The organism is Serratia ureilytica, assembly GCF_013375155.1.
GTDB lineage: Bacteria > Pseudomonadota > Gammaproteobacteria > Enterobacterales > Enterobacteriaceae > Serratia > Serratia ureilytica.
The window spans coordinates 171,384-185,888 of sequence record NZ_JABXOF010000007.1 but is presented as its reverse complement, the minus strand read 5'-3'; the positions used below and the strand labels follow the sequence as shown (position 1 = coordinate 185,888).

General features: G+C 60.3%; 13 protein-coding genes. 7 read left to right on the top strand and 6 right to left on the bottom strand.

The window, feature by feature from the left end; genetic code table 11:
- Nucleotides 1–211: 211 nt before the first annotated feature.
- The 3 genes from HWW83_RS14575 to lldD all read left to right on the top strand — a co-directional run bounded on the left by HWW83_RS14575 (nt 212) and on the right by lldD (nt 4,221).
- On the top strand, nt 212–1,132 hold the full coding sequence (locus HWW83_RS14575) for a LysR family transcriptional regulator (protein ID WP_033652155.1): 921 nt from the start codon (nt 212–214) through the stop codon (nt 1,130–1,132).
- A 323-nt stretch (nt 1,133–1,455) separates the two neighbouring features.
- Nucleotides 1,456–3,039 carry an L-lactate permease gene (locus tag HWW83_RS14570; RefSeq protein WP_142076003.1) on the top strand — a complete coding sequence of 528 codons (1,584 nt, stop codon included), beginning with the start codon at nt 1,456–1,458 and terminating at the stop codon, nt 3,037–3,039.
- Nucleotides 3,040–3,081: 42 nt separating this feature from the next.
- Entirely contained in the window at nt 3,082–4,221 is a 1,140-nt protein-coding gene (gene lldD, locus HWW83_RS14565; RefSeq protein ID WP_033632193.1) for an FMN-dependent L-lactate dehydrogenase LldD, read from the top strand.
- Nucleotide 4,222: 1 nt separating this feature from the next.
- Here the strand turns inward: lldD and HWW83_RS14560 are convergent, their stop codons facing one another.
- From HWW83_RS14560 to HWW83_RS14550, 3 genes are all read right to left on the bottom strand, one after another.
- Nucleotides 4,223–5,032, bottom strand: a complete 810-nt coding sequence (locus HWW83_RS14560) for a MoaF C-terminal domain-containing protein (protein ID WP_033652157.1) — start codon at nt 5,030–5,032, stop codon at nt 4,223–4,225.
- A 36-nt stretch (nt 5,033–5,068) separates the two neighbouring features.
- The gene (locus HWW83_RS14555; protein ID WP_046687745.1) at nt 5,069–6,334 is read right to left on the bottom strand and encodes an MFS transporter; all 1,266 of its coding nucleotides are present in this window, start codon (nt 6,332–6,334) and stop codon (nt 5,069–5,071) included.
- A 350-nt stretch (nt 6,335–6,684) separates the two neighbouring features.
- Entirely contained in the window at nt 6,685–6,867 is a 183-nt protein-coding gene (locus tag HWW83_RS14550; protein WP_176589387.1) for a hypothetical protein, read from the bottom strand.
- 137 nt (nt 6,868–7,004) lie between these two features.
- Here HWW83_RS14550 and HWW83_RS14545 point away from each other — a divergent pair, with 137 nt between their 5' ends.
- Together HWW83_RS14545 and HWW83_RS14540 are read left to right on the top strand one after the other, a co-directional pair.
- Complete coding sequence (locus tag HWW83_RS14545; protein WP_176589386.1) at nt 7,005–7,922, top strand: TIGR03571 family LLM class oxidoreductase; 918 nt, start codon at nt 7,005–7,007, stop codon at nt 7,920–7,922.
- Nucleotides 7,923–8,080: 158 nt separating this feature from the next.
- The gene (locus HWW83_RS14540) at nt 8,081–8,512 is read left to right on the top strand and encodes a VOC family protein (protein WP_069100453.1); all 432 of its coding nucleotides are present in this window, start codon (nt 8,081–8,083) and stop codon (nt 8,510–8,512) included.
- Between the two features lie 6 nt (nt 8,513–8,518).
- Here HWW83_RS14540 and HWW83_RS14535 read toward each other — a convergent pair whose 3' ends face one another.
- Complete coding sequence (locus HWW83_RS14535; protein WP_129993609.1) at nt 8,519–10,063, bottom strand: BCCT family transporter; 1,545 nt, start codon at nt 10,061–10,063, stop codon at nt 8,519–8,521.
- Nucleotides 10,064–10,221: 158 nt separating this feature from the next.
- On the opposite strand from HWW83_RS14535, the gene betI reads away from it, so the two are divergent.
- Nucleotides 10,222–10,818 (top strand): transcriptional regulator BetI, encoded by a 597-nt coding sequence (gene betI, locus HWW83_RS14530; RefSeq protein WP_160204548.1) that lies wholly within the window; start codon nt 10,222–10,224, stop codon nt 10,816–10,818.
- A 9-nt stretch (nt 10,819–10,827) separates the two neighbouring features.
- Here betI and HWW83_RS14525 read toward each other — a convergent pair whose 3' ends face one another.
- Nucleotides 10,828–12,597, bottom strand: coding sequence for an ABCB family ABC transporter ATP-binding protein/permease (locus HWW83_RS14525; RefSeq protein WP_089195510.1), 1,770 nt, complete (start codon nt 12,595–12,597; stop codon nt 10,828–10,830).
- Nucleotides 12,598–12,778: 181 nt separating this feature from the next.
- On the opposite strand from HWW83_RS14525, the gene HWW83_RS14520 reads away from it, so the two are divergent.
- Nucleotides 12,779–13,636: an AraC family transcriptional regulator gene (locus HWW83_RS14520; RefSeq protein WP_060435024.1), complete on the top strand. Its 858-nt coding sequence runs from the start codon at nt 12,779–12,781 to the stop codon at nt 13,634–13,636.
- Nucleotides 13,637–13,670: 34 nt separating this feature from the next.
- Here the strand turns inward: HWW83_RS14520 and actS are convergent, their stop codons facing one another.
- A complete protein-coding gene (gene actS, locus HWW83_RS14515; RefSeq protein ID WP_033644792.1) occupies nt 13,671–14,426 on the bottom strand; it encodes an amidase activator ActS in 756 nt (251 codons plus the stop codon).
- Nucleotides 14,427–14,505 lie beyond the last annotated feature (79 nt).

Sequence of the window (14,505 nt, the reverse complement as noted above, 5' to 3'; positions counted from 1 at the left end):
TCTAATTTAATTACTTATAAAAACATGGAAGTTAATTTCACCCCCGGAATAGCCACGATTTATTTGAAGGATAATTCTCAGTTTAAGAGGTAATTAACCAAGAAAATTTCAGATCCGACCAGTTAACCGGCGCTGGAAACAGGCTGAAAAGATTGCTTCCTGCCGCGCCGGACTTACACTGAGCAACAGGACTCTCACTCTTAGGATGCCCATGCTCGCGACTCACGAATACGCCAACGACCTGATTCTGTTTGCCCTGATTGTCGACTGCGGCTCGTTCAGCAAGGCGGCGGAGAGCGCCGGCATTACCAGTTCGGTGGTCAGCAAACGCATCGGGCGGTTGGAAAAATCGCTCGGCGCCCGGCTGATGTACCGCACCACCCGCAGCCTGACGCTGACCGAAAGCGGCCAGGCGCTCTACCAGCAGGCCAAGGAGATCGGCGCCAAAGTGCAGGAAGCGCTGTACGCCGTCAGCGAAAAGAGCGAAGAGCTGACCGGCACCATTCGTATGTCGGTGCCGACCATTTCGGGTGAGCTGCTGCTGAGTGAAAGCGTGGCGGAGTTTTGCGCCCAGCACCCCAGCCTGAAGGTCGAGATGCGGCTGGAAAACCGCTTCGTCGATCTGGTGGAAGAAGGCATCGATCTGGCGATCCGTACCGGCACCATGCCGGACTCCAGCCTGATTGCGCGGCCGATCTTCGATTCCCGCTGGGTGATCGTCTGCTCGCCGGGCTATCTGGAGAACCACCCCGAGCCGCGCAATCCCGACGATCTGCTTAGCCACAACTGCCTGACCTATACCTATCAAGAGAGCGGCACCGCCAACTGGCTGATGAAGCGGCCAGGGCGCAACGAAATCTACGAGCTGCAGGTTGACGGCAACCTGTCGGCCAACAATGCGCGGGCGATCCGCAAAGCGGTGATCGGCGGCCACGGCATCGCCATGGTGCCGCGCTGCATGGTGTACGAAGATTTGCAGGACGGCAAACTGACGGAGATCCTGGCCGGCCACTGCGGCAAGGTATTGGGCATTTACGCCGTCTACCCTTATACCCGCAATCTGCCGTTAAAAACTCGCCTGCTGATCGAACATATCATCGGTTCCTATCAAAATATCAGTCACTACTTTTAAGTTTCCACTCCTGATTATTTCCACGCGTCGTAAAGTACCGCGTGGATTACCGCATTTTTGGACATGAACTCGTGAACATTAACGCCTAATTAATGTGATCCAGCGCATTCATTACACAACATAAAAACCCATCCAATTGATTTTAAATCAATTTAATTCAGCCTCAACAGCCGACATTTTTCCCGCCGCCGGCACCATTCGCCGACGTTAAAAAATTATCGCGTGGCATCATCGCCAACGTTGTGATTAGAATGAAAATGTTGCGGTAATTAACCTTTCAGTTACATATCTCTGCCCATAAAAATAATAACCCTGAGGATCTTATGCCCCTGCTTTTCAGTATTGCGCCCATCGTCCTGCTGATATGGATGATGACCAAAAGGAATGGCGTGCCCTCTTATCTGGCCCTGCCGTTGACGGCCGCCGTGGTATATGTCCTGCAGCTCTGGTGGTTCGATGCCTCACTGCGGCTGCTGCATGCCAATATCATCACCGCGCTGGTCTCGACGCTGACGCCGATCACCATCATTGCCGGCGCCATCCTGCTCAACAAACTGATGCAGGTAAGCGGTGCGGAAAACGTGGTGCGCCGCTGGTTGGAAACCGTTAGCCCCAACCCGGTGGCCCAACTGATGATTATCGGCTGGGCGTTCGCCTTTATGATCGAGGGCGCCAGCGGCTTCGGCACCCCGGCCGCCATCGCCGCGCCGATTCTGGTCGGGCTGGGCTTCAACCCGCTGCGCGTCGCCCTGCTGACGCTGGTGATGAACTCGGTACCGGTCTCCTTCGGCGCCGTGGGCACCCCCACCTGGTTCGGCTTCGCCAACCTCGGCCTGTCGGACGCCAGCCTGCTGGAGATCGGCCGGCAAACCGCGCTGATCCACGTTGTCGCCGGCTTCGTCATTCCTCTGCTGGCGCTGCGCTTTATCGTTTCCTGGCAGGATATTCGCCGCAACCTGCCGTTTATCTTGCTCAGCGTGCTGAGCTGCACCGTCCCCTATCTGCTGCTGGCCCAGGTGAACTATGAATTCCCGGCGCTGGTCGGCGGCGCTCTCGGCCTGGCGCTGTCGGTGCTGCTGGCGCGCGGCGGCATTGGCCTCGCCCGCGCGGAAAAACCGCAGAGCGCCGCGCAGGCGGTGCCGTTCATGCAGGTGGTCAAGGCGATGACGCCGACCCTGCTGCTGATTGCTATCCTGATAGTGACGCGCATTCACCAGTTGGGCCTCAAGGCGCTGCTCAACACCACCACGCTGCTGTGGCAGGAAAACCTCGGCTGGCTCGGGGAGCTGCGCATCAGCCAAGCGCTGATCGTCGAACTGCGGCAGGTGCTGGGCACCTCCGCCGCGGCCGGCTACAAAACGCTGTATGTCCCGGCGCTGATCCCGTTCCTGCTGGTGGTGGTGTTGTGCATTCCGCTGTTCCGTCTGAATGGCGGCCAGGTGCGGCAAATGTTCAGCGAAACCGGCGGGCGCATCACGCGCCCCTTTATCGCCCTGTTCGGCGCGCTGGTCATGGTCAATCTGATGATGCTGGGCGGCGACAACGCGCCGGTGATCCTGATCGGGAAAGCGTTGGCGGCGCTGACCGGCGAGAGCTGGCTGCTGTTCTCTTCGTTCCTCGGCGCGCTGGGCTCGTTCTTCTCCGGTTCCAACACCGTTTCGAACCTGACGTTCGGCGGCATTCAGCAATCGATCGCCCAGAGCAGCGGCCTCGACGTCAATCTGACGCTGGCCTTGCAGTCCGTCGGCGGCGCCATGGGCAACATGGTATGCCTGAACAACATTATCGCGGTCTGTTCGATCCTGGGGATCGGCAACGCCGAAGGCAAAATCATCAGAAAGACCGCGCTGCCGATGCTGGCGTACGGCGGGATCGCGGCCGCTATGGCGGCGATCCTCTCGCTCTGACTGACAACCCGTTATTTGCAAGAAGACAAGAAGGTAAACACTATGATCATCTCCGCGTCAACCGACTACCGGGCCGCCGCCCAGGCCAAACTGCCGCCGTTTCTGTTTCACTACATCGACGGCGGGGCCTACGCGGAGCATACGCTGAAGCGCAATACCGCAGATCTGGCCGATATTGCCTTGCGCCAGCGCGTGCTGCGCAATATGTCCGAACTCAGCCTGGAGACCACGCTGTTCGGCGAGCAGTTGGCGATGCCGGTGGCGCTGGGGCCGGTGGGGCTGACCGGCATGTACGCCCGCCGCGGCGAAGTGCAGGCCGCGCGCGCCGCGGCCAAAAAAGGCATTCCGTTCACGCTGTCCACCGTGTCGGTCTGCCCCATCGAAGAGGTGGCCCCGGCGATCGATCGGCCGATGTGGTTCCAGCTCTACGTGTTGAAAGACCGCGGCTTTATGCGCAACGCGCTGGAGCGCGCCAAAGCCGCCGGCGTGAAAACGCTGGTGTTCACCGTCGACATGCCGGTGCCCGGCGCCCGTTACCGCGACGCCCACTCGGGGATGAGCGGCCCCAACGCCGCCCTGCGCCGCGTGCTGCAGGCGTTTACCCATCCGCAGTGGGCCTGGGATGTCGGCCTGTTCGGCAAGCCGCACGATCTGGGCAACGTCTCGGCCTACCGCGGCAAACCGACCAGCCTGGAAGACTACATCGGCTGGCTGGGCGCCAACTTCGATCCGTCGATTTCCTGGAAAGATCTGGAGTGGATCCGCGAATTCTGGGACGGCCCGATGATCATCAAAGGCATTCTGGATCCGGAAGACGCCAAAGACGCAGTGCGCTTCGGCGCCGACGGCATCATCGTCTCCAACCACGGCGGCCGCCAGCTGGACGGCGTGCTGTCGACCGCGCGCGCCATGCCGGCGATCGCCGACGCGGTGAAAGGCGACATTACCTTACTGGCCGATTCCGGCATCCGCAGCGGCCTGGACGTGGTGCGCATGATCGCGCTGGGCGCCGACAGCGTGCTGCTGGGGCGCGCCTTCGTCTATGCGCTGGCGGCGGCCGGCGAAGCCGGGGTGGCTAACTTGCTGGATCTGATCGACAAGGAAATGCGCGTCGCCATGACGCTCACCGGCGCGAAAACCATTGCGGAGATCAACGCCGGATCGCTGGTCAGAAACGCCTGACTCACAGCGGCTGCACGCCCTCCGGGTAGACGTTGTAGCTCATCTTGCTGATGAAGGCCCCGGCCGGTGACACCAGAACCCGGCCGGCGGCGTCCAACCCGAGGAAGGTGCCGGTGCAGCGCCCGGAGATAAAGTCGAAGAAGAACACCGAGCACACCGGGATAATCTTTTCCCGGAAGGTGAACAGGAACATCTCGTCCTCAAACTTGTAGTAAGTGGCGTAATCCATGTCGCCGTGCCCGAACTGCTCGCCGCGCAGGTTTTGCCAGGCGTAACGCTCGGTGTTGACGTAGAAGTGCTCGTAGTAATGGTTGGGGCTGTAAACGTTCAGCGTGCGATAACCGATCAGCTCGCGGGTCAGATGCGGCGCGATGCCGCCCGGCGTGACGCCGGCAATCAGCCCAACGTGGAAGCTTTGCTTGAGGCGGGATCCCTTTTCCACCGTTTGTTCGGGCAACAGCGTGCTGCGCACCAGCAGCGCCCGGCCGCTGTCGCGGTTGAGCACCAGCGTCAGGCATTCGTTGCCCGGCGACTGCAGCGGAATATTGAAGAAATAGCGCGCGGCGGAGGTTTGCACCTCTTCGTAAGCGTCCTCACCGCTCTCCCCTCCCCAGGCCCACAGCACCCGTTGCCGGTCGGCGCTGAAACGCAGCGTGATGTCCCCGCCGTCTTCAAAGGCGATCTGCAGCGTTTTGCCGCGCCAGTCCTGGGTACCCGGCAACCGGTTGGTATCGATGCCGCGCGCGAAATCGTCGTAATTCTTCCAGTCCGGCTCGGCATTTTGATTCAGTACGGATGATTCTGCTGACATCTTCGCTCTCCTTGATTGAATGGGATAAAACTCGTCTCAAACGTCGGCGACGCCCGCCGGCTTCACCGCTCGGCGGTTCACCACGGCAGGGGCGGTTTCATCGAGAAAACAACTCAGTACCCCGGCGCACACGGCACCGGCGGCCGCCAGCCACATTACGCTGACCAGGCCGTAGCGATCGGCGATCAGCCCGGCGATAAACGGCGCCAGGCAGCCGCCAATCACCTCGCCGATCCCCATCACCAGCCCCAACGCGGTGGCGATGCGCGCCGGCGACACCGTTTCCGACGGGATGGTGGCCATAAACAGCGTGAAACAGCCAAGGCCGGTATAAGACAGGAACACCAGCACGCCCAGCAGCCACGGATTGGCGACGTAGCTCAGGAACAGCGGGCAGCACACCGCCAGCAGCGAAAAGAAAATCAGCGTCGGTTTGCGCCCGAGGCGATCGGAGATCGCCGGTACCGCCACGCCCCAGAACACCCAGGCGGCGCCGATGGCGCTCATGATGCCGCCCATCGTGCCTTCACCGAAGCCACGGTCGGTCACCAAAAAGTTAGGGGTGAAGGTTATGATGATCATGAACCAGGTGACGAACACGCAGGAGATCAGAATGCACAGCGCCACGTTCTTGATTTTGAACAGCTCGCCGTAAGCGGCCTTGCCCGCCGGCTTACCGGCCGCCGGCGCGGCGCTGAAAGCGGGATCCTTTTTGCCGTTCACATAGCGATAGATCAGCCACGCCAGAATGATGCCCGGCACGGCGGTCAGGTGAAACGCCATGCTCCATCCCCACTTCTGCGCCAGATAGATGATCAGCGGCGGCGCGATGATGCCGCCCAACAGCCCTGGCGCCGCGCCCTGGATCAATCCCATGTTGAAACCGCGGCGCTGCGGCTGCGATCTTTCCACCATCAACGATTGCGCGATCGGCAATACCGGCCCCTCAGCAATCCCCATCAGCGCCCGGAAGATCAAGAGCATGGCAAACCCGCTGACCAGCCCCGACAGTGCGGAGAACAGCGAAAACACCAGGATCGACAGGATCAGCATCGGTTTACGGATATTAAAACGATCGGCTATCGCCCCCAACCCGGCGCCGGACAGTGCCCAGGTTAGCGCCAACACCGCCGACAGCGTGCCGAGATGCACGTTGCTGAGCTTGAGGTCGGCGGCAATCATCGGAAACAGAAACGAGATGGTCAGACGATCGACGAACACGCAGCCGAACACGAAAAACAAAATAATCAGCAACCGGTTCTCTTCACTTAATGCTCTGCGTGCCGCTGGCGATGTATTCATAGCGTCATTTGTCCATAAGTTAACTTATGAATGGCGACCCGCCATGGCATAAGTGTGTTAAGCGCTCGGCCAAGAGAGAAATTGGCCCTCCGTCACGACAACAACTCATTAACATGTTAATGGCATAAAATTATCGCAAGCCGGCGGTCTGTCAACCGGCGCTCTTCGAGAGACAAATGAAATTCTGAACGGGTACTATTTCAATATCGCATTATCACCTTCAGGTTATTTATCCTTCTGTTCTTGATACATATAAAATAATGTCCGGTACTTTCTTGCGATTAAAAAAAGCCTGTTTGCGCGTTATTTGCGAATAATCCCATCGATGACGCTTCAGGCTTATTAATTTTTTATCGGCATTGAATGATCGCCGCTCGCGCTTCAGAGCCATTTTTATCTATTGAATCATCTCGTTTTATTTTAAGGCCGCAGAAAAAACTAACTCTTACGAGGGAAAGGCCAACGGCGGGGTTATATAACCCCGTCTGGACAATAACAAAAGCGCAGAGCGTGACGTAAATCACGGCAATCATGCCGTATCCTGCAAAGCAATTATGCTCGCAACAGCAATTATCTATTGCGATTAGGGCTGTTTATCTCAATTTAGCGCCATGCAACACTTCGGGCCATCGTTCGACACCGCGCCGCAAGGCCTGAGACGGAGTGACACATGAGCATCGAAAGACTAACCCGGGAGCCGCTTTCCATCGGCATCGAGTTGCCGCTGGACAACGATTGGTCCACCAGCGGGCAGCTGAAACGCCAGCAGGACGGGCGGCCGTTCGGCGTGCCGGACATGAGCGAACACGCTGCGCGCATCAAGCTGGCCGATGAGCTCGGCTTTCGCGCCGCCTGGGTTCGCGACGTGCCGCTGTATGATCCGGACTTCGGCGACGCCGCGCAGGTGTTTGAGACCTTTACCTACCTCGGCTACCTGTCCAGCCTGACGCGCAATATTCTGCTCGGTACCGCGGCCGTGGTGCTGCCGCTGCGGCAGCCGTGGCTGGTGCGCAAAGCGGCTTCCACGCTGCAAACGCTGAGCGGCGATCGTCTGTTGCTCGGCGTCGCCAGCGGCGATCGCCCCGTGGAGTACCCGCTGTTCGGCGCCGATTACGCCGCGCGCGGTGAAAGCTTCCGCGCCAGCGTCGGCATTCTCAAAGGGGAAGCCGACAGTGCACTGCAACCGGGACTGCGCCTGCTGCCGGCCACGCCGCCGCCGCCGCTGCTGGTCGCCGGGCTGGCGCAACAAACGCCCGAGTGGGTGGGGAAAAATATGGATGGCTGGCTGTCGTATCCCGGCACGCCTGCGGACCACGTTTCGCGGGTCAAACTCTGGCGCAACGTAGCCGGTGACAAGCCCTACGTCAGCTTTATTCATCTCGACCTCACCGATAACGCCGACGCGCCGATTCAGCGCCATCGCTTCGGCATCAAAAGCGGCCGCAATGGGTTGATTCAGGAACTGAGCGCCATGCGTGACGCCGGGGTCAACCATATCGGCCTGCATTTTCGCCGCAACCAGCGGCCGCTGGAAGAGACGATGCAGGAGATCGGCCAATGGGTGTTACCGGAATTCCATCGCGCCTGACGCCCGCTTTAGCCCGCTATTCCGACCTGAGCGGGTCTTTGCCCCGTTACCGGGGCTTTTTTATTTCCGACGCTGCTGGTTCATAACAACTCGGTCTAATCCCTGCCGTCAAACGGCGGCATGATGACAAGGAAACGAGCCACCATGAGGAATGAGCAATGACGGCAAAACTGACAGAAGCAGGCTTTTGGCGCAAAACCGCCGACTCTTCATCGCTGCGCGAGCCGCGCGTGCTGATCCGGGTCTACGTCAACGAAGGCGAGATTGACCGCACCATCGCGTTTTACGAGCAGCTGCACGGCGTGGAAGCGGATATGCGTTTCGACTTCCCCGAGCATCGGCTGGTGCTGGCGGCGGTGGGGCCATTTCTGATCCTGGAAGGCTCGGAAGAAAACCTGCGTCCTTTTCGCAGCACCGTCGGCACGTTGCTGGTCGATGACATTTATCCCTACCACCAGCGGCTACAGGCCGCCGGCGCCGATATCTTCTTTGGCCCGGTGGAAGTGCCCACCGGCGCCTGTTTCAATGCGCGCCTGCCGGATGGCACGATTATCGAATACGTGCATCATCGGCCGCGCGCGGACGAATAAGCCGCCTCAGGGGAGCGCCGGCTTCATGGCGTAGCCGCGCAGATCCTTGCGCAGGCTGAGCATGTACAGCACGATCACCGCCGAGAAAGGCAAGCCGCACAGCACCACGGCAGTCTGCATCGCGCTGAAACTGCCGGCGTACAGCAGCCCGGCGCACACCAGCGTGGTGACCGCCGCCCAGAACACCCGGAGCCAGGCCGGCGCGTCATCGTGGGCGGAACCGCCCTGGCAGGACAGATTCGCTATCATCAGCGTGCCGGAATCGACCGGCGTCAGGAACAGCACGAAGCTTATCACCACCACAAAACCGGCGGTCAGCTGGGTATAGGGCAGGTATTCGAACAGCTTGAACACCGCCATCGGCGGATCGCTTTGCGCCACCTGCCCCAGAATCGCTTGCCCGCCCTCCAGCACCAGACTGATGGCGGTATTGCCGAAGATCGACAGCCACGCCAGCGTGAACCCCAGCGGGATCAGCAACACGCCGAAGATCAGTTCGCGGATGGTACGGCCTTTGGAAATACGCGCGATAAACAGCCCGACAAACGGCGCCCACGCCACCCACCAGGCCCAATAGAACAGTGTCCAGGCGCCCTGCCACTGGCGCGCCTTGCCGTACAGATACATATCGAAGCTGCGACTGACGAGCGAGGTCAGATAATCCCCAATGTTCTGCAACATGCCGTTGAGCAGGTTCAGCGTCGGGCCGGCCAGAAACACGAACAGCAACAGCAGGCACAGGAAGCCGACGTTGATGTTCGACAGCATGGCGATGCCCTTCTCGACGCCGGTGACCGCCGCCAGCGTGGCCACCACCATCATCACCACGATCAGCGCCAGCAGCACGCCGGTGCTTTGCGGGATGTCGAACAGGTAGAACAGCCCCGAGTTCACCAACAGCGCGCCGATCCCCAGGTTGGTCACCATCGAGATAACCGTCACCAGAATGCCGAAGCTGTCCACCAGATGGCCGACGCCGCCGTGGATGCGCTCGCCGAAGATCGGGTATAGCGCCGAACGCAGCGCCAGCGGCAAACCGCGACAATAGGCGAAATAGGCGAGCGCGGTGGCGATCAACGCATACAGCGCCCAACCGTGCAGCCCCCAGTGTAAAAAGGTCAGCGCCATCGCCTGCCGCGCCGCCTGTACGCTGCCGCCGTCGCCTTCCGGTGGCGACAGGAAGTGATCCAACGGCTCATAGGCACCGTAATACACCAGCGCAATGCCGATGCCCGACGAGAACAGCATCGCCACCCAGGAGGGATAGCTGAACTGCGGCGGCTCATCATCCTGGCTGAGGCGAATATGGCCAAAGCGCGACAGCGCCAGCCAGAACACGAACACCATACAGGCGACCATCAACAGCATGTAATACCAGCCGAACACGTCGGCCACCCAACTTTGCGCGACATTCAGCCACTGTTTGCTGGCGGCGGGAAACAGCACAATCAGCGCCCCCAGCAGCAAGATCACCGCGGCCGAGCCGAAAAATACCGGGACATTCAATCTGACAGGTTCTTCGTCAAGCGATGGGGGAGTTTTCATTGTCATTGGCAGGCTTCCATGATGCGAAAGACAGACGATTTAAATGCAACTTTTGGTTAACATCCTGTCGTCATTTATTTGACATTTTCGCAGCATATAGAGTATTGATTGACCGTTCAATCAATCAAATTCAAAGTGTGATTTGCCTATCAGTTGAGGAAAATATGTACCGCAGAGACATTCCTGAGCAGCGCAAGGAGCAGCTGATTAACGCCGCCTTCGAGACCATCAACGTTGTGGGGCTGGCTGGCGTCACCCTGTCGCAGGTGGCGAAAGAGGCCGGGCTGTCGACCGGCATCGTCAGCCACTATTTCGGCGATAAAGAAGGGTTGTTGAGCGCGACCATGCGCAAGATCCTGCGCGATCTGCGCGACGCGGTGGCCGAGTGCCGCGCTCAGGCAGCGAGCGACAGCCAGTCGCAGCTGTGCGCCATCATTCAGGGCAACTTCCACCCCAGTCAAACCAACGCCATTTCCATGCGCGCCTGGCTCGACTTCTGGGCCGCCAGCATGCACCAGCCGGTGCTGCGCCGCCTGCAGCGCGCCAACGATCGGCGGCTCTATTCCAATATATGCAGCCAGTTCCGCCGCGAGCTGCCGCTGCAGCAGGCGCGCGAAGCGGCGCGCGGGCTGGCGGCGATGATCGATGGGCTCTGGCTGCGCGGCAGCCTGGCCGGGGATGACACCGATCTGCAGCAGGATTACCGCATCGCCTGCGAGTACGTGATACAACGGCTCAAGGCCGCGCCATCGATGGTGTGAACGGCAGCGTCAGCGCGGCTCCTGCTCTTCGCTGTACTGGGTTTGCCACATGGCGGCGTAGCGGCCGTTCGCCGCCAACAGCGACTCATGCCCCCCGCGCTCGACGATTTCCCCCGCCTCCAGCACGATGATCTCATCGGCGTCCACCACGGTGGAGAGCCGATGGGCTATCACCAGCGTGGTGTGGTTGCGGCTCACCTCGCGCAGGTGCCCCTGGATTTCGCGCTCGGTCTGGGTATCCAGCGCGCTGGTCGCCTCGTCGAACACCAGGATGGCCGGATTTTTCAGGATGGTGCGCGCGATCGCCACTCGCTGCTTTTCACCGCCCGACAGCTTCAGCCCGCGCTCGCCCACCCGGGTGTCGTAACCGTCGGGCAGACCGACGATAAAATCATGGATATGCGCCAGCCGCGCCGCACGCTCGATTTCTTCATCGCTGGAGCCGGTTTTGCCATAGCCGATGTTGTAGCGCAGCGTATCGTTGAACAGCACCGTATCCTGCGGCACGATGCCGATCGCCTGCCGCAGACTGGCCTGGGTCAGTTGGCGAATGTCCTGGCCGTCGAGGGTAATGGCGCCGCCCTGCACGTCGTAAAAGCGAAACAGCAGGCGCGACAGCGTGGACTTGCCCGCGCCGGAGGCGCCGACCACCGCCACCGTGTGGCCCGCCGGAATGGTAAAGCTCACCTGCTTGAGGATCGGCCGACGCGTGTCGTAACCGAAGCTGACCGCGTCGAACCGCACTTCGCCGCGCTCGAGGCGCAGCGGCTGCGCATCCGGGCTATCGACGATCTCACGCTTTTCCTGCAGCAGATCGAACATGTTCTCCATGTCGATCAGCGCCTGGCGCACCTCCGAGTAGATAAAGCCGAAGAAGTTCAGCGGCTGGTACAGCTGCAGCAGGTATGCGTTGACCAGCACGAAGTCGCCGACCGTCATGGTCCCCTGCGTAATGCCCTGCGCCGCCATGGCCATCATGACGATCAGCCCGATCGAGATAATGGCGGTTTGCCCCAGGTTGATCGCGGTAAAACTGAATTGGTTCTTGATGGCGGCGTATTCGTACAGCCGGCGCGACAGATCGAAGCGCTCAGCCTCGAACGCTTCATTGCCGAAGTACTTCACGGTCTCATAGTTCAGCAGGCTGTCGATGGATTTGCTGTTGGCGTCGGCGTTGGCCTTGTTGAGCTCGCGGCGAAAGCGGGTGCGCCAGCTCACCGCCAGCACGGTGAACAGAATGTAGCAGCCGACCGTGGTCAGGATCGCCAACGCGAACCAGCCGTTCAGCATATGCCACATGATTGCCGTGACCAGCGTCAGCTCGAACAGGATCGGCACGATGGAGAACAACAATCGTGACAGCACCGTGGACACCGCCTGGGTGCCGCGCTCGATAGACAGCGACAGCCCGCCGGTCTGGCGCTCCAGATGAAAGCGCAGGCTCAGCGCATGCAGCTGGCGAAACACCCGCACGCCCAACAGGCGCGTGGCGTTCTGGCTGACGTGGATAAACATCACGTTGCGCAGTTCCTCAAACAGCGCGCCGCCCACCCGCGCCACGCCGTAGGCGACGATCAGCCCCAGCGGCACCGCCAGCATTTTCGCCGTCTCGCCGCTCAGCGCATCGACCATCGCTTTGTAGGCCAGCGGCACCAGCGTGGTGCTGACCTTGGCCGCCACCATGAACACGAAGGCCACCACCAAATACCCCCGCAGCCGCGGGTTGTCTTTCGGCCACAGATAGGGCAGCAGGAATTTCAGCAAGCGGGAACGATCCATCATGTAATATTCATCTTCTCGGTCGGGCTCGCGGCGCATGGCCGCGCGGGGGTTATGAGTTTGGCCTGGCCGGCGGCGAACGCCGCAGCCATCCCGTTTTCCTGCGGTGGCAACTCAGCATCATCCGTCAGGAGAAGCGGCGGCGACTCGGGCAAAGTTCAGGCATGGAGGAGACAATCACATGACCCACACGTATGCAAAGCGCTTTGCGCAGGTCTTTGACTATATCGACCGCCACCTGGACGAGGCGCTCACCGTCGAAAAACTGAGCGAAGTGGCCCATTTTTCGCGCTTTCATTTTCAACGCCAGTTTAGCGCGTATTGCGGCATCTCGGTGTGGCGTTATATCCAGTGGATGAGGCTTAAACGCGCCTCTTACCGCCTGGCGTATAACCCGTTGGAGCCGGTGATTGACATCGCGCTGGACGCCGGTTTTCAAAACCCGGAGTCCTTCAGCCGCGCCTTCAAACAGGCGTTCAGCCAAACGCCGAGCCAGTTTCGCAAACAGCCGGCCTGGATCGATTGGCAGCAGCGCTTTCCCGAACCAAAACACAAAAGGAAACAACCCATGAAGGTAGACATTGTCGATTTCCCTGCCACGCCGGTGGCGATGATCGAACATAGCGGCCCGCCCGCGCTGGTCAACGAAACCGCCGCACGCTTTATCGAGTGGCGCAAAACCAGCGGCCTGTCGCCGGTCAGAAGCAGCCGCACTTACGGCATCGCACCGCACGATCCGGCCATCACCGAAGCGCAGGACTTCCACTTCTTCATTTGCGGCGAGGTCACTGCGCCGATCCCGGAGGACAACGCCTTTGGCGTGGTGAACGGCACGCTGCCGGCCGGGCGCTGCGCGGTGCTGCGCCATCACGGCTCGCTGGATGGGCTCTCGGAAAGTGCCCACTATCTGTACCGCGAGTGGTTGCCGGCCAGCGGCGAGGAGCTGCGCGATTTTCCGCTCTATTTCCACTACCACAACTTCGTGCACGAGGTGGCGGAATATGAACTGGTGACCGATCTTTACCTGCCGCTGAAATAGCTGACATCTGGCTCCGCAAGGAGCCAGATTGACGTTAACAGGACGGCGACGAACCTTGCGGCGGCAGATAACGCTGCGGATCGAGTGCGGTAGCGCGATAGCGGATCTGGAAGTGCAGGAACACCGAATCGGTGCCGGTGCTGCCCATGGTGCCGATCTTCTGCCCCGCTTTCACATCCTGACCGTTGCGCACCAGAGTAGTGTCGTTGTGCGCATAGGCGGTAATAAAATCTTCGCCGTGCTTAATCATGATCAGGTTACCGTAGCCGCGCAGCTGGTTGCCGACGTACACCACTTTGCCCTTGGCGGAAGCGTAAATCGGCTGGCCGCGTTTACCGGCGATGTCGATGCCCTTGTTACCGCCATCGGCATTGGAGTACGCCTGCACGATCCGGCCGCTGGTCGGCCAGCGCCAGCAACGTGCGGCGCCCGGCGGCGGCGTTTGCTTGGCGATCGCGGCGGAAGACGAGGATGTTTTACGGCGCGTAGCGGCGGTTTTGGTCGGCGCGCCGCCGCTCAGCCGCAGTTTTTGCCCCACTTCCAGATTATAGGGCGGGCGTATCTTGTTGATTCTGGCCAGATCGCCGACTTCGCTGTCGGTGATCCAGGCGATGTAGTACAGCGTATCGCCCCGTTTGACGGTGTAGGACTTGCCGGTGTAGCTGCCCTTCGGCAGTTTGTCGTAGTCGCGGTTGTAGGTGTTTTTACCCGAACACCCGGCCAACAGCAGCCCCAATGTCAGACACACCGCGATGCGGCGCCACCTTGCCAGCTTGCTTCCTGTGCTCAAATCCTGTCCCCAATCGTCTTTTCGGTTCTGATACGCGTCAGCCGCACAGTGTAACATTTGCGCCGGGTCAGTCAAAAAC

Excerpts from the sequence above, each read along its gene's own strand:
- betI (WP_160204548.1), top strand. The coding sequence starts at position 10,222 with ATGTACCGCAGAGACATTCCTGAGCAGCGCAAGGAGCAGCTGATTAAC.
- HWW83_RS14550 (WP_176589387.1), bottom strand. The coding sequence starts at position 6,867 with ATGATTGCCGTGATTTACGTCACGCTCTGCGCTTTTGTTATTGTCCAG.
- HWW83_RS14545 (WP_176589386.1), top strand. The coding sequence starts at position 7,005 with ATGAGCATCGAAAGACTAACCCGGGAGCCGCTTTCCATCGGCATCGAG.
- HWW83_RS14555 (WP_046687745.1), bottom strand. The coding sequence starts at position 6,334 with ATGAATACATCGCCAGCGGCACGCAGAGCATTAAGTGAAGAGAACCGG.
- HWW83_RS14540 (WP_069100453.1), top strand. The coding sequence starts at position 8,081 with ATGACGGCAAAACTGACAGAAGCAGGCTTTTGGCGCAAAACCGCCGAC.
- HWW83_RS14525 (WP_089195510.1), bottom strand. The coding sequence starts at position 12,597 with ATGGATCGTTCCCGCTTGCTGAAATTCCTGCTGCCCTATCTGTGGCCG.
- lldD (WP_033632193.1), top strand. The coding sequence starts at position 3,082 with ATGATCATCTCCGCGTCAACCGACTACCGGGCCGCCGCCCAGGCCAAA.
- HWW83_RS14520 (WP_060435024.1), top strand. The coding sequence starts at position 12,779 with ATGACCCACACGTATGCAAAGCGCTTTGCGCAGGTCTTTGACTATATC.
- HWW83_RS14560 (WP_033652157.1), bottom strand. The coding sequence starts at position 5,032 with ATGTCAGCAGAATCATCCGTACTGAATCAAAATGCCGAGCCGGACTGG.
- HWW83_RS14575 (WP_033652155.1), top strand. The coding sequence starts at position 212 with ATGCTCGCGACTCACGAATACGCCAACGACCTGATTCTGTTTGCCCTG.
- HWW83_RS14570 (WP_142076003.1), top strand. The coding sequence starts at position 1,456 with ATGCCCCTGCTTTTCAGTATTGCGCCCATCGTCCTGCTGATATGGATG.
- HWW83_RS14535 (WP_129993609.1), bottom strand. The coding sequence starts at position 10,063 with ATGACAATGAAAACTCCCCCATCGCTTGACGAAGAACCTGTCAGATTG.